11 protein-coding genes are annotated in these 14,519 nt (G+C 71.1%); 8 read left to right on the top strand and 3 right to left on the bottom strand.

The features are described from left to right. Positions 1–115: 115 nt before the first annotated feature. Positions 116–1,231, top strand: a complete 1,116-nt coding sequence (gene rlmN, locus L0H79_RS14830; RefSeq protein ID WP_301485408.1) for a 23S rRNA (adenine(2503)-C(2))-methyltransferase RlmN — start codon at positions 116–118, stop codon at positions 1,229–1,231. Positions 1,232–1,322: 91 nt separating this feature from the next. Next, positions 1,323–3,233, top strand: a complete 1,911-nt coding sequence (locus L0H79_RS14825; protein ID WP_301485407.1) for a propionyl-CoA synthetase — start codon at positions 1,323–1,325, stop codon at positions 3,231–3,233. A gap of 12 nt (positions 3,234–3,245) precedes the next feature. Here the strand turns inward: L0H79_RS14825 and L0H79_RS14820 are convergent, their stop codons facing one another. Together L0H79_RS14820 and L0H79_RS14815 are read right to left on the bottom strand one after the other, a co-directional pair. Next, positions 3,246–4,478, bottom strand: coding sequence for a TIGR04053 family radical SAM/SPASM domain-containing protein (locus L0H79_RS14820; RefSeq protein WP_301485406.1), 1,233 nt, complete (start codon positions 4,476–4,478; stop codon positions 3,246–3,248). Between the two features lie 185 nt (positions 4,479–4,663). Continuing rightward, positions 4,664–5,776 (bottom strand): LOG family protein, encoded by a 1,113-nt coding sequence (locus tag L0H79_RS14815; RefSeq protein WP_301485405.1) that lies wholly within the window; start codon positions 5,774–5,776, stop codon positions 4,664–4,666. 135 nt (positions 5,777–5,911) lie between these two features. Between L0H79_RS14815 and L0H79_RS14810 the strand changes: the two genes are divergently transcribed. Together L0H79_RS14810 and L0H79_RS14805 are read left to right on the top strand one after the other, a co-directional pair. Next, positions 5,912–7,567: a fatty acid--CoA ligase gene (locus L0H79_RS14810; protein WP_301485404.1), complete on the top strand. Its 1,656-nt coding sequence runs from the start codon at positions 5,912–5,914 to the stop codon at positions 7,565–7,567. A gap of 44 nt (positions 7,568–7,611) precedes the next feature. Beyond that, a complete protein-coding gene (locus tag L0H79_RS14805; RefSeq protein WP_301485403.1) occupies positions 7,612–8,547 on the top strand; it encodes an AEC family transporter in 936 nt (311 codons plus the stop codon). Positions 8,548–8,633: 86 nt separating this feature from the next. Here L0H79_RS14805 and L0H79_RS14800 read toward each other — a convergent pair whose 3' ends face one another. Then, a complete protein-coding gene (locus tag L0H79_RS14800; RefSeq protein WP_301485402.1) occupies positions 8,634–9,329 on the bottom strand; it encodes a hypothetical protein in 696 nt (231 codons plus the stop codon). Positions 9,330–9,579: 250 nt separating this feature from the next. Here L0H79_RS14800 and L0H79_RS14795 point away from each other — a divergent pair, with 250 nt between their 5' ends. The 4 genes from L0H79_RS14795 to L0H79_RS14780 all read left to right on the top strand — a co-directional run. Next, positions 9,580–11,043 (top strand): NAD-dependent succinate-semialdehyde dehydrogenase, encoded by a 1,464-nt coding sequence (locus L0H79_RS14795; RefSeq protein WP_301485401.1) that lies wholly within the window; start codon positions 9,580–9,582, stop codon positions 11,041–11,043. 72 nt (positions 11,044–11,115) lie between these two features. Continuing rightward, entirely contained in the window at positions 11,116–12,318 is a 1,203-nt protein-coding gene (gene dxr, locus L0H79_RS14790) for a 1-deoxy-D-xylulose-5-phosphate reductoisomerase (protein WP_301485400.1), read from the top strand. A gap of 128 nt (positions 12,319–12,446) precedes the next feature. Beyond that, positions 12,447–13,793 (top strand): RIP metalloprotease, encoded by a 1,347-nt coding sequence (locus L0H79_RS14785; protein WP_301485399.1) that lies wholly within the window; start codon positions 12,447–12,449, stop codon positions 13,791–13,793. Positions 13,794–13,938: 145 nt separating this feature from the next. Next, on the top strand, positions 13,939–14,519 hold a 581-nt coding region (locus tag L0H79_RS14780; RefSeq protein WP_301485398.1), incomplete at its 3' end, for a flavodoxin-dependent (E)-4-hydroxy-3-methylbut-2-enyl-diphosphate synthase.

Below are 14,519 nucleotides of genomic sequence, written 5' to 3'. Positions count from 1 at the left end.
GACGCCGCTGCCCGAGCCGATCGCCTCGAGCCCTGCGCCGCCGCCCAAGCCCACGACCACCCGCCCCGAGCCGACCGCGCGACCTGAGCCGACCGCGCGGCCTGAGCCGGGGCGGCTGACCTTCCGCGCAACGCGGCGCGGCAAGCCGCCACGGCACCTTGCAGACTTCACCCCGGCGGAGCGAACCGAGGTCGTCACGGCACTCGGCCACCAGGGCTTCCGGGCCAGGCAGCTCTCGACGCACTACTTCGAGCGGCTCGTCACCGACCCGGAGCAGATGAGCGACCTGCCCAAGGCCGTGCGCGCCGACCTCGTCCACGACCTGCTGCCGAGCCTGCTCACCCCGATGGTGCGCCGCCAGGCCGACGACGGGCAGACGCTGAAGTACGCATGGCGGCTGCACGACGGCGCCGTCGTCGAGTCGGTCCTGATGCGCTACCCCGGCCGGGTCACCATCTGCATCTCGAGCCAGGCCGGCTGCGGCATGAACTGCCCGTTCTGCGCGACGGGCCAGGCCGGACTGACCCGCAACCTGTCGACCGCCGAGATCGTCGAGCAGGTCGTCTGGGCGGCCCGGGCGCTGCGACACGGTGAGCTGGCCGGTGGTGGCGACACCGACCGGGCGGCCCCGCTGCGCGTCAGCAACGTCGTCTTCATGGGTATGGGTGAGGCCCTGGCCAACTACAGGGCAGCCATCGGCGCGATCCGCCGGCTGACCGACCCGACCCCCGACGGCCTCGGCATGTCGGCTCGCGGCCTGACCATGTCGACCGTCGGCCTCGTGCCCGCCATCGACAAGCTCGCCGCCGAAGGCATCCCGGTCACGCTGGCCCTGTCGCTGCACGCCCCCGACGACGAGCTGCGCGACGAGCTCGTGCCGATCAACACCCGGTGGAAGGTCGACGAGGCCCTCGACGCGGCCCGCCGCTACTTCGACGCCACCGGTCGACGGGTCTCCATCGAGTACGCGCTGATCCGCGACATCAACGACCAGGGCTGGCGCGCCGACCTGCTCGGCGAGAAGCTGGTCGCTCGTGGCCGGGGCTGGGTCCACGTCAACCCGATCCCGCTCAACCCGACACCCGGCTCGAAGTGGACCGCGAGCCGTCCCGGTGTCGAGCAGAACTTCGTCGAGCGGCTGCGCGCGCACGGCATCCCGACCACGATCCGCGACACCCGCGGGCAGGACATCGACGGGGCCTGCGGGCAGCTGGCCGCCTCGACCGCCTGATCTGGTCGGCGACCATGTACCGGCCCCGGCCGAACCCGGTGTGACGAACTCGGGACTGGCCTGGGTCAGCGCCACACGGCAGGGTGGGCACATGAGCGACGCAGCGAGCACAGCGGCATACGGCGACCTCTACCGGCGCAGCCTGAGCGACCCCGAAGGGTTCTGGCGGGACGCGGCAGCCGACATCGACTGGGTCACGCCACCCGAGCGGATCCTCGACGACGACAACCCGCCGTTCTACCGCTGGTACCCGGACGCGGTCCTGAACGTGTGCCACAACGCCGTCGACCGGCACGTCGAGGCGGGGCGTGGCGAGCAGCCGGCCATCCACTACGACTCGCCGGTGACGGGCAGCAAGCGGACGATCACCTACGCCGAGCTGCTCGAGCAGGTGCGGGCGGTCGCCGGTGGCCTCAAGGGCCTCGGGGTCGAGCAGGGCGACCGCGTCGTCATCTACCTGCCGATGGTTCCCGAGGCGGCCGTCGCGATGCTCGCGTGCGCCCGGATCGGTGCCGTGCACTCCGTCGTCTTCGGCGGCTTCGCGCCGCAGGAGCTCGCCGCCCGCATCGACGACGCCACCCCTCGCGTCGTCATCTCGGCCTCCTGTGGTGTCGAGCCGAGCCGGGTCGTGCCCTACAAGCCCTTCCTCGACGAGGCGATCAAGCGTTCCGACCACAAGCCGGAGCACTGCGTCATCCTGCAACGCGAGCAGTTGCGCGCCGAGCTGGGGGAGCGCGACCTCGACTGGGGTGAGCTGGTCACGGGTGCGGCGGCGCGTGCCGGTGCGGACTGTGTGCCGGTCGCGAGCACCGACCCGCTCTACATCCTCTACACGTCGGGCACGACGGGTAAGCCCAAGGGCATCTACCGCGACTCGGGTGGCTACGCGGTCGCGCTGCGGTGGTCGATGGACAACCTCTACGACGTGCAGCCCGGCGAGACGATGTTCACTGCCAGCGACGTCGGATGGGTCGTCGGGCACTCGTACATCGTCTACGGCCCGCTGCTGCTCGGCGCGACGACGGTGCTCTACGAGGGCAAGCCGGTCGGCACCCCCGATGCCGGGGCGTTCTGGCGCGTCATCGAGGAGTATGGCGTCGTCTCGTGCTTCACGGCGCCGACCGCCTTCCGCGCGATCAAGAAGGAGGACGCGAAGGCCGAGCGGCTGCGCGACTACGACCTCAGCCGGTTCCGCACGCTCTACCTCGCCGGTGAGCGGCTCGACCCGGACACCTACGAGTGGGCAACGGACGTGCTGGGTGTCCCGGTCGTCGACAACTGGTGGCAGACCGAGACCGGCTGGCCGGTGGCCTGCAACCCCAAGGGCATCGAGCTGCTGCCGATCAAGCCGGGGTCGCCGACCCTGCCCGTCTGTGGCTACGACGTGCGCATCCTCGACGGCGCGGGCGAGCAGGTGCCGGCCGGCACGGAGGGGGCGATCTGCATCAGGCTGCCGATGCCCCCCGGCACCTTGCCGACGCTCTGGCACGACGACGAGCGCTACGTGTCGTCCTACCTGTCCGCCTACCCCGGCTACTACCTGACCGGCGACGGAGGCTACGTCGACCACGACGGCTACCTGTTCGTCATGGGCCGCACCGACGACGTGCTCAACGTCGCGGGCCACCGGTTGTCCACCGGGGCCATCGAGGCGGCGCTGGCCGGACACGAGGCGGTCGCCGAGTGCGCCGTCGTCGGGGTGAGCGACGAGCTCAAGGGTCAGGTGCCGCGCGCCCTCGTGGTGCTCAAGTCGGGCATCGACGCCACGGCCGAGGGCGACCGCATCCGCGCCGAGCTCGTCACTCGGGTGCGTGGCGAGGTGGGCGCGGTTGCCGCGCTGCGCCAGGTCGACATCGTGGCAGGCCTGCCCAAGACCCGCTCGGGCAAGATCCTGCGCAAGACGATGCGCGAGATCGCCGACGGGAAGACTCCCGCGGTGCCGGCGACGATCGAGGACGTCTCCGTCCTCGACGCGCTGGGCCCGGTGCTGCGCGGCAGCTGAGTCTCGTGCCGATCAGGCCGTGGCGGCGGGGGCCGCCGGCACGGTCATGGCGGGGGCCGCCGGCACGGTCGCGGCCGGCGGGAGGTGCACGCAGTTCGGGTCCGAGCCGAGCACGTCCCCGTGCACGGCATAGGCCTGCGAGCGGCTGCCCCCGCAGACGACCCGGAACTCGCAGTCCCGGCACTTGCCGCGCAGCTGCTCCGGGTCGCGCAGCGAACGCAGCAGCGGGCTCGTCCGGTACACCTCGCGGAAGCCGCCCTCGCGCACGTTGCCGCACCGTTGCGGCAGGAACCCGCTCGGGTAGACGTCGCCGCGGTGGTCGACGAACGCGAAGCCGCGTCCCGAGTTGACCTCGATCGGTGGGCGCGGACGTCGCTGCGCCCCCGCCCGTCCGGCCCGGATCGGCGCGGTGGCCGCGGCCAGCCGGTGGTAGAGATCACCGAGGACCGGGCCCGGCGCAGCGGAGGACTCGGCCCGCGCCCGCTCGATCACGACCCGCCGGTAGTGCGGCGCCTCGGTCGTCTTGAGCGCCACCAGGTCCGACACGTCGTGCAGCCAGTGCAGCACGTCCTCGACCTGCTCGGCCTCCAGCGCGTCGAGCAGCCGGCCCCGACCGGTCGGCACGAGGAAGAAGACGCTCCACAGGGACACCCCGAGGCCGAGCACCAGCTCGAGCAGCGCGGGCAGCTCGTCGACGTTGTCCTTGGTCACCGTCGAGTTCACCTGGAGCCGGAAGCCGGCCTCGCGGACCTGCCCCGCCGCCACGAGGGTCTGCTCGAACACGCCCGCCACGCCGCGGAACGCGTCGTGCGTCGAGGCGCTCGCCCCGTCGAGGGAGAGCGACATGGCTCCCGCACCGGCCGCGCGGAGTTCCGTCAGGACGGCCGGGGTCAGCCGGGGGGTGACCGACGGCGAGAGCGCCATGTGCAGGCCGAGCGAGTGGCCGTGGCGGACCAGGTCGGCGAGATCGGGCCGCTCGAACGGGTCACCGCCGGTCAGCACGACGATGGGGTACGGCGTGCCGAAGCCGGCGATGTCCGCGAGCAGGGCCCGGCCCTGCTCGGTCGTCAGCTCACCCGGGTCGCGGCGGTGCTGGGCGTCGGCCCGGCAGTGCCGACATACCAGGGCGCAGGCGCGGGTCACCTCCCAGATGACGATCATCGGCCGGTCGCCGGCGTCGTGGCGCAGCCGACGGACAGCCCTCCGCTCGGCGTGGGACGTCGGCGTCTGGGTCGGGTGGGTCATGCGAGAGGCCCCCTGTCTCGGGCCGGTGGTGCCAGCCTTACCCCGCATCGTAGGAGATGCGGTCCGTGGTCGCCTCCGGGGCAGTCGAGGGGTGAGGTATGCCGCCCAGCTCGCCCGACGGCATACCTCATCTTCTGCCCGGCGCCCCTGGGGCGGCCGTCCGGGAGCGGGTCCGCGTCGGGGAGTCAAGCGAGGAGGGCAAGGACGTCATCGAGCCCGTCGACGAGGTGGACCGACGCAGACATCCGTCGGCCGGACGCGAGTCGCTGCAGGGCCGGCCAGACAGGGACGGCTCGGCTCCAGTGGTCGACCCCGACGAGGACGAGAGGCGCCAGCGCGGCGTCGCCGGCGGCGTAGTACAGCGGCGTGACGGCCTGGAAGATCTCCTGCACGGTGCCGGCAGCGCCGGGCAGCACGATGATCCCGGCCGTGGACCGGGCGAGCAGGCCGTCCTCACGAAGCGCGTTGGAGAAGTACTTCGCGACCGCGTCGCAGAACACGTTGGGGGGCTCGTGGCCGTAGAACCAGGTCGGGATGCCCAGCGAGCGGGCCGAGGGGCCAAGGGTTTCCGGCCGGCCATCGAGGGTGTCGTCGCGCTCCAGCAGCTCACGGCGAACCGTCATCGCGAGGCGGGCCCACGCCGTGACGTCCGGCTGGAAGCCCGGCACCGCGGCAAGGCGGGGCAGGGCCGCCTCGAGGGTGGCGGTGTCGCGGCAGAAGGCACCGAGGTTCGCGGCCTCCATCGTGCCGGGGCCGCCCCCCGTGACGACGAGGTGGCCGAGGGCGGCGATCCGATGCCCGAGGTGGGCTGCCGCCACGTAGTCGTCGCTGCCGCGGGCCACGGCATGGCCGCCCATGACGCCGACCACCCTGCGGTTGCCGACGAACGCGTCCAAGTCGTCGGTGACGGTGTCGTCGTGGATGGCGCGCACGAGGGTGGCGAAGGCGTCGCTCGCGATCCGGGTGTCGGTGAACCATCGGTGGGCCCGAGCGTCGGGCGTGCCGGTATAGCCGTGCTCGTCGAGGTCGGCATAGAGGTCCTCGGGCAGGTAGAGGCCAGCCCACGGGTCGATCGGGGCGCCGGCCAGACCCGGGAAGACGACGGCCCCGCCGACGAGGAGGACCTCGGCGACGTCGGGTGGCACGATCCCGCCGAGGACCACGAGCCCAGTCAGGCCAGGCCGGCCCGCGAAGCGAGGGGCGTAGTCGCTGAGGTCGAGTCCCTGCAGCCGCAGGCCGGTCAGGCTGGTACCGGAGTCGAGGTAGTCGTCGAGCTCCTCCAGCGTCTCGATCTCCATGGGCGACATCCTGCCGCACCGGGCCGGGCCGACCGCGGGGGTTGCGACCGGCAACCCGGCCCGCGGGGGATGCGCGGCACCAAAGCGCTGACGTGGCTGCGGCCGGGTGGCAGAGTGCCAGTCATGAGGAGCACGATGCAGCCCACGCCCCTGTTGATCTCGACGCTGATGCGCTTCGGCACGACCGTGCACGGCGCCAGCGAGGTCGTGACCTGGACCGGAGACGGGGGCAGGCGCACCACCTTCCGGCGGCTCGGTGAGCAGGCTGCCCAGCTCGCGCACGCGCTGCGCGGGCTCGGGATCACCGCGGACCAGCGCGTCGGCACGTTCATGTGGAACAACGCGGAGCACCTCGTCGCCTACCTCGCGGTGCCGTCCATGGGGGCCATCCTGCACGCCCTCAACATCCGGCTCTTCCCCGAGCAGCTGGTCTACGTCACGCGGCACGGCGGCAGCCAGGTCGTCATCGTCGACAACACGCTCGCGGCACCCTTCGCCAAGCTGCTCGAGCACCTGCCCGAGGTGCGCCATGTCATCGTCAGCGGCCCGGTGGACGACGAGACGCGCTCGGCCCTGGGCGCGCCGAGCCACGTCGAGAGCGTCCACGACTTCGTCGAGCTGCTCGCCGGGCAGCCGACGACCTTCGACTGGCCGGGCGATCTCGACGACGAGGACGCAGCATCGATGTGCTACTCATCCGGCACCACGGGCAACCCGAAGGGGGTCGCCTACTCGCAGCGGAGCAACTATCTGCACTCGATGGCGGTGGCCGCGTCCCTGGGCATCACCACGTCCGACCGGCTGCTGATCGTCGTGCCGCTCTTCCACGCCAACGCCTGGGGCTTCCCCTACTCCGCGATGGTCACCGGCTCGACCCTGGTGATGCCGGACCGCTTCCTGCAGGCCGCGCCGCTCGCCGCCATGATCTCGACCGAGAAGGTGACGGGCGGGGCCGGCGTGCCGACGATCTGGAACGACCTGCTGCACCACCTCGACACCAACGACGTCGACGTCTCGTCGGTGCGGATGCTCATGGTCGGGGGGTCTGCGGCGCCGCTGCCGATGATGCAGGCCTACCAGGAGCGTCACGGGATCGACATCATCCACGGCTGGGGCATGACCGAGACCTCGCCGGTCGCCTCGCTCTCGACCACGCCGCCGGCAGAGCCGGGGTCGGCGGAGTACTGGGCCTACAAGGCAAGCCAGGGCCGCATCCTCTGCGGCCTCGAGGGCCGGATCATCGGGCCGGACGGCAGCCCCGTGCAGCCCGACGGCGAGACGGTCGGCGAGTTCGAGATCCACGGTCCGTGGGTCACCGAGTCGTACTACTCCAACGGGACCGAGTCCGAGGCGGAGCTGGCCGACATGGCAGCCAAGTTCGACGACGGGTGGCTGCGTACCGGTGACGTCGGGACGTTCTCGGCCAACGGGTTCATCACATTGACCGACCGGGCCAAGGACGTCATCAAGTCCGGCGGCGAGTGGATCAGCTCGGTCGAGCTCGAGAACGTCCTCATGGGGCATCCGGACGTGCTCGAGGCCTCGGTGGTGGGTGTCCCCGACGACAAGTGGCAGGAGCGCCCGCTGGCGTCCGTGGTCCTCAAACAGGACTCGAGCACGACCGCACAGGAGCTGCGCGACTACCTCGAGACCAAGATCGCGCACTGGCAGGTGCCCGAGCGGTGGGCGTTCATCGACGAGGTCCCCAAGACGAGCGTGGGCAAGTTCGACAAGAAGGTGCTGCGCAAGCGGTACGCCGACGGTGAGCTCGCCGTGGAGACCACCTCCTGACGCGGAGGGGACCAATCACCTGCCCGACCTGACAGGATCGGCCGGTGGTCGGTGTCCTCGAAGGGTTCGCGACGATCGCGATCATCGTCGTGGTCGGGTGGGTCCTCGCCCACCTGAGGATCCTCGACGAGGCGGCGCAGAACAACCTGGCGAGGCTCGCCTTCTACATCGCCTCCCCGGCGCTGCTCCTGCAGGTGATGCAGCGCACGCCGCTGGACGCGGTCCTCTCCCGCAACCTGGTCACCTCGCTCATCGCCTTCACCGCGACGGTGACGATCTACCTGCTCGCGGTGCGGTCGCGAGGTCGGTCTGCCCCCTTCGGGACCCGCCTCATCGGCAGCCTCTCGTCGGCCTACGTCAACGCCGGCAACCTCGGCATCCCCATCGCCCTCTACGTCCTCGGTGATGTCGCTTGGGTCGCCCCGACCCTGCTGATGCAACTGCTCATCATCACGCCGGTCTACATGGCCCTGTTCGACAGCGATGCCCGTGGCGAGCGGCCGACGGTGCTGCGCAGCATCCGCCGGATGTTCAGCAACCCCATCACGATCGGCGCGACTGCCGGTCTGCTCATCTCGGTCCTCGACGTGCACCTGCCGCGCGTCGTCGCCGGCTCGATCGACATGCTCGCGGGCCTGGCCGTCCCCTCGATGCTCATCGCCTTCGGCATCTCGCTGCGTCGCGGCCCGAGGCCGGCCGCCGGCCGCGCCGCCCGGCACGTCTGGGCCATCGTCGTGCTCAAGACCCTCGTCATGCCGGCGATCGCCCTCGGCGTCGGCCTGCTCATCGGCATGCGCGGGCAGGCGCTGTTCGCGGTCGTCGTGACTGCCGCCCTGCCGACCGCGCAGAACATCTTCACGTATGCCGTCCGCTACCGTCGCGAGGTCAACCTCGCCCGCGACGCCATCTTCGTCACGACGTTCGTCTCGGTGCCCGTCATCCTGGTGATCGCGGCCGGCTTCCACTTCGCCGGCGTCTGACCCCGAACGGTGTGTTCGAGGTCGAACCCGGTGGTATGCCGTTGGGCTCGGTCAGGAGCAGCGGGTTCAGGCCGCAACTGCGCGTGTCAGAAGCCGAAGTCGCCGCCGCCGAAGTCCCCGCCACCGAAGTCACCGAAGCCCCCGAAGCCGGAGTCCCCTCCCGCATCGCCGATGCCCGGGTCGCTGCCGGCGTCTCCGCCGGTGCCGGCGCTCGAGTCACCCCCTGAGCCGTCCCCGCCCGAGCCGTCCCCGCCTGAGCCGTCACCACCCGCATCTGCACCCGCGTCGCCGGCCTCGGCCGCCTCGGGTGACGACGCGTAGCCATCGAACAGGGCGTTCGCGACGGCCGAACCGACGACGACCCCGGCGATGGTGCCGAGCATCGACCCGGCGAACATGCCGCCCATGCCCATGCCGCCGCCACCGAAGGAACGCTGCAGGTAGCCCGGGCGAGACATCTCGGCCCGAGTGGCGCTGCGCGCCAGGTCTGCGGGCTCTGCGGTGCGGGGCCGCTCAGCTTCGGGTAGGTCCTCGGTCAGCCGCTGCAGCACCATCTGGCGCTGCTCCTGGTTGAGCTGGGCGAAAGCCTCGGTGTGCACTCGCTCGATGTCCTCCGGGGGCGCGGTCCGCAACAGGTACCGGTAGCGCGCGATCGCCCGTTCGTCGTCGACCGAGGCTCCGCCACCCGGTGGTGGTACCTCGTAGGGACGCCCGCTCGGGACGGGCATCGGGGTCGCGGGACGCTGCGGCTCACGGCCGAGCAGTCTGTCGAGGAATCCCATCACGGCTCCTTTGTCTCATGGCGGGCGGCGAGGTCAAGCCACCCTGTGAACGGCGCCGAGCCGTCGACAGTTCCGACTGCTCACACGGGCCGCGGCGCACGGGGTACGCCGGTCCTGGGTCTCGCCCGACGACCACCATCGAGTCCCGAGGTCCGCGGCAGGCACGCTCCGAGACCCGGGCGGCGATTACTGGTCGTTCGGCGGAGCACCTCACCGGTGCGACGCGGGCGGGCGGGACTAGGGTCGGAGCATGGAGAGCGTGACAGAACAGTCAGTGATCGAGTCCGTCCCGAAGGGCCTGCTGATCGGCGGAGAGTGGCGTGACGCCGACGGTGGCGGCAAGCTCGCCGTCGACGATCCGGCCACCGGAGCCGTCCTCGCGTATGTCGCCGACGCGTCCCCGGGTGACTGCCGCACCGCCCTCGACGCCGCGGTGGCCGCGCAGCACGACTGGGCCAGGACGGCACCGCGCGACCGCGCGGAGCTGCTGCGAGCGGCATACGAGCAGATCACTGCACGGGCGGAGGAGTTCGCCCTGCTGATGACCATGGAGATGGGCAAGACCCTCGCCGAGTCGCGAGGCGAGGTGGCGTACGGCGCGGAGTTCTTCCGGTGGTTCTCCGAGGAGGCGGTGCGCATCTCGGGACGCTGGTCCACGGCACCGAACGGCGCGACCCGCCTGCTGACGATGAAGCAGCCGGTCGGTCCGACGCTGATGATCACACCGTGGAACTTCCCGCTCGCGATGGGCACCCGCAAGATCGGCCCGGCCATCGCCGCGGGGTGCACGATGGTGGTCAAGCCGGCGAGCCAGACCCCCCTGAGCATGCTCGCCCTGGCCGGCCTGCTGCAGGACTGCGGGCTGCCGCCGGGCGTGCTCAACGTCGTCACGACGAGCCACAGCGGCGCGGTCATGGAGCCGCTCATCCGCGACCCGCGGCTTCGCAAGCTGACCTTCACCGGCTCGACCCCCGTGGGGCGAGCCCTGATGGAGCAGGCGAGCGAGCAGATCCTCCGGGTGTCGATGGAGCTCGGCGGCAACGCGCCGTTCCTCGTCTTCGCGGACGCCGATCTCGACAAGGCGGTCGACGGGGCGATGCTGGCCAAGATGCGCAACATCGGCGAGGCATGCACCGCGGCCAACCGGTTCTACGTGCACGAGTCGGTCGCAGCCGAGTTCTCCCAGAGGCTCGCCGCCCGGATGGGTGCGCTCCGCTGGGGCAGGGGCACCGACGACGGTGTCGACGTGGGGCCGCTCATCGACGAGAAGTCCCGTGAGAAGGTGGCCGCGCTGCTCGACGACGCCGTCGCCAAGGGGGCGACGGTGCTGACCGGTGGACAGCCGGTCGAGGGTCCCGGCTGGTTCTTCCAGCCCACGGTCCTGGCCGACGTGAGCGCCGACGCCGACGTCAACCGGGAGGAGATCTTCGGCCCGGTCGCGCCGGTGCGCACCTTCAGCACCGACGAGGAGGCGATCCGGCTCGCGAACGACACCGAGTACGGCCTCGTGGCCTACCTGTTCACCCGGGATCTCACCCGGGCGCTCACGGTCAGCGAGGCGCTCGAGTACGGCATGGTCGGGGTCAACCAGGGCATCGTGTCCAACCCGGCTGCACCCTTCGGTGGTGTCAAGGCCTCCGGTGTGGGCCGTGAGGGCGGGGCCGAGGGCATCGAGGAGTACCTCGAGACCAAGTATGTCGGCATCGCGCTGTGAGGCGCCGCGGCCGGCATGCGTCGCCCGCGTGACCCGAGCCGCGGGGCAGGACCACGTGGGGAGAATGCGGAAGTGAGCGCTGCGTCCACTTCTTCCCGTCCGCGCCGGGTCATCCTGCTCGGCTCCACCGGCTCCATCGGCACCCAGGCGGTCGATGTCGTCCGGCGCAACCCTGACCTGTTCGAGGTCGTCGGGCTCTCGGCCGGGCACAACCTCGACCTGCTCGCCCGCCAGGCGGTCGAGCTGCGCCCGACGGTCGTCGCGGTGGCCCAGGCCAGCGAGGATGAGCTCACCCGAGCGATCGGTCACGCGGCCGACGAAGCCGGCTCAGCGACATACGAACCTGAGCTGCTGACCGGGCCGCAGGCCAGCTCGACGCTCGCGGCCCGGCCCGCCGACGTCGTCCTCAACGGCATCACCGGCGCGATCGCCCTCGAGCCGACGCTCGCGGTGCTGGGCGCCGGCACGACCCTGGCGCTGGCGAACAAGGAGTCGCTGATCATAGGCGGGCCGCTCGTCAAGGCGGCAGCGGCGCCGGGCCAGATCGTGCCGGTCGACTCCGAGCACTCCGCGATCGCGCAGTGCCTGCGAGGCGGTTCGGAGGGCGAGGTGCGCCGCCTTGTCATCACCGCGAGCGGCGGGCCGTTCCGAGGCCGCAGCCGCGCCGAGCTGGAGGGGGTCACGCCGGAGCAGGCCCTCACCCACCCCAACTTCTCGATGGGCCGGGTCATCACAACGAACTCGGCGACCCTCGTCAACAAGGGGCTCGAGGTCATCGAGGCGCACCTGCTCTTCGACATCCCGTTCGAGCGGATCGACGTCGTCGTGCACCCACAGCAGATGGTCCACTCGATGGTCGAGTTCGTCGACGGCTCCACGATCGCGCAGGCCGGGCCACCGCGGATGCTCGTGCCGATCGCGCTGGGGATGACATGGCCGGAGCGGATCCCCGACGTGGACGTGCCGGTCGACTGGACGCAGGCCCAGTCGTGGGAGTTCGAGCCCCTCGACGACGCGGTGTTCCCGGCGGTGGCGCTCGCCCGGCGGGTGGGGCAGGCCGGTGGCACGTGGCCCGCCGTCTACAACGCCGCCAACGAGGTGTGTGTCGACGCGTTCCATGCGGGACGGATCGGCTTCCCCGCCATCGTCGACACTGTCGCAGACGTGGTCGACGCGTATGCCGCTGAGCCCGGTTCCAAGCTGACCGACCTCACGCTCGACGACGTCCTGGCCGCCGACGAATGGGCGCGGGGCGCCGCCGGCGCCCGCACCTGACCAGACGAGGGTCGGTGTCTCAGGGATCCCGGCGGTGTCATCGCGTGACGTGCGTCGCGGCCTGCCTGACCGTACGGATCTCGCCGGAGCGGCCCGGTCCCACTGGTTCGTGATGTGACAATGGAGGCGTGCTGTTCCTGCTTGGTGTGCTCGTCGTCGCCGTCGGCGTCGCGTTGAGCATCGCGCTGCACGAGATCGGGCACCTCGTGCCGGCCAAGAAGCTCGGGGTCAAGGTGACCCAGTACATGGTCGGGTTCGGTCCCACCATCTGGTCGAGGCACCGGGGCGAGACGGAGTACGGCATCAAGGCGATCCCGCTCGGCGGCTATGTCCGGATGATCGGGATGCTGCCGCCGCGACCAGGGGACAAGCCGGGCGAGCTGCGCAGTGTGTCGACCGGTCGGTTCAGCCAGATGGCCGACCAGGCCCGTGCCGACGCGATGGAGGAGGTGCGACCCGGCGACGAGGAGCGTGTCTTCTACCGGCTCGCGCCGTGGAAGAAGATCATCGTCATGATGGGCGGGCCCCTCATGAACCTGCTCATCGCGGCGGTCCTGCTCACCGGGGTCATCACGCTCTACGGCCTGCCACAGGTCGCCCCGAAGGTGGGGGCCCTGTCGACCTGCGTCCCGACGGCCACCCCGACCGTGCAGATGCCGCAACCGGAGTGCCAGCCGGGGGACCCGAAGGCGCCGAGCGTCGCCGCGGGCCTGCAAGTGGGCGACCGGTTCGTCGCCGTCAACGGCACACCCATCACGAGCTGGGAGCAGGTCTCCGACGCGATCCGCGACAGCGACGGCAAGACCCTGACGTTCGTCGTCCAGCGTGACGGCAAGGAAGAGACGGTCGTGGTCCACCCGGCAGTGCTCGACCGCGCCACCTACGATGCGCAGGGCAACCCGGTCACCAAGGGCGGCGACCTCGTGCTCACGTCGATGGGCTTCCTCGGCGTCGTCCCGGGCCAGGAGCTCGTCAGGACCCCACTCGTCGAGGCGCCCCAGTTCGTCTGGGACCGCACGCTCGACACCGCCGGGGTGCTCGTGCGCATCCCGCAGAAGATGGCCGGCATCGTGCAGGCCGCCTTCGGCTCAGGCGAGCGGGACCCGAACGGTCCGGTCTCCATCGTCGGCGTCGGCCGCATCGGCGGCGAGGTCGCCGCGATGGACATCCCGGCCGACGAGGGCGGCAACTGGCTCAAGCTGGCCCAGCTCGTCCTGCTCATCGCCTCGCTCAACCTCGCCCTGTTCGTCTTCAACCTCATCCCGCTCCTGCCGCTCGACGGCGGGCACGTCGCGGGGGCCCTGTGGGAGTGGCTCAAGAAGGGCTGGGCCAGGCTGCGCCACCGGCCCGACCCCGGCTTCGTCGACGTCGCCAAGGGGCTGCCCATCGCCTACGGCATGTCGATCCTGCTCATCGGCTTCTCGGTGCTGCTCATCTACGCCGACATCGTCAAGCCGATCAGTCTCTTCGGCTGACGCCCCGCACCCGCCACCGGCGCAGGTCTGGGAGGTCGCCGACCGGTTCGTCCCGCGCTGCAGGGGTCCCATCTGGGGCCGTCTCGACTTCCCCACCGGGGCGACCCGGGACTGACCGCCGAGGGCCCGAGGGATAATGGTTCCCATGAGTGTCTCTCTCGGCATGCCGTCGGCTCCCGCGCCGGTCCTCGCCCCGCGGCGCACGACCCGTCAGATCCGGGTCGGCAAGGTGGGCGTCGGCAGCGACTCCCCGATCTCGGTCCAGTCGATGACGACGACGAAGACGACCGACATCGACGGCACTCTCCAGCAGATCGCCGAGCTCACCGCGGCCGGCTGCGACATCGTCCGGGTGGCGTGCCCGAGCCAGGACGACGCCGACGCCCTGCCGGCCATCGCCAGGAAATCCCAGATCCCGGTCATCGCGGACATCCACTTCCAGCCGAAGTACGTCTTCGCCGCCATCGACGCCGGGTGCGCGGGGGTGCGGGTCAACCCGGGCAACATCCGCAAGTTCGACGACCAGGTCAAGGAGATCGCCCAGGTCGCCAAGGACGCCGGCGTCTCGATCCGCATCGGCGTCAACGCCGGCTCCCTCGACCGGCGGCTGCTGGCGAAGTACGGCAAGGCGACCCCGGAGGCGCTCGTCGAGTCGGCCGTCTGGGAGGCGAGCCTCTTCGAGGAGCACGACTTCCACGACTTCAAGATCTCGGTCAAGCACAACGA

Origin of the sequence: Intrasporangium sp., assembly GCF_030452765.1 — a bacterium.
In the GTDB taxonomy this organism is placed as follows: Bacteria; Actinomycetota; Actinomycetes; order Actinomycetales; family Dermatophilaceae; genus Intrasporangium_A.
Note: the sequence above shows the minus strand (reverse complement) of the source record. Positions and strands in the feature narration are given on the sequence as shown.

What these genes read in the sequence shown, in the direction of transcription:
- L0H79_RS14795 (WP_301485401.1), top strand. Translation starts at nt 9,580, where the DNA reads ATGGAGAGCGTGACAGAACAGTCAGTGATCGAGTCCGTCCCGAAGGGC.
- L0H79_RS14815 (WP_301485405.1), bottom strand. Translation starts at nt 5,776, where the DNA reads ATGGAGATCGAGACGCTGGAGGAGCTCGACGACTACCTCGACTCCGGT.
- L0H79_RS14810 (WP_301485404.1), top strand. Translation starts at nt 5,912, where the DNA reads ATGCAGCCCACGCCCCTGTTGATCTCGACGCTGATGCGCTTCGGCACG.
- L0H79_RS14820 (WP_301485406.1), bottom strand. Translation starts at nt 4,478, where the DNA reads ATGACCCACCCGACCCAGACGCCGACGTCCCACGCCGAGCGGAGGGCT.
- L0H79_RS14800 (WP_301485402.1), bottom strand. Translation starts at nt 9,329, where the DNA reads ATGGGATTCCTCGACAGACTGCTCGGCCGTGAGCCGCAGCGTCCCGCG.
- L0H79_RS14825 (WP_301485407.1), top strand. Translation starts at nt 1,323, where the DNA reads ATGAGCGACGCAGCGAGCACAGCGGCATACGGCGACCTCTACCGGCGC.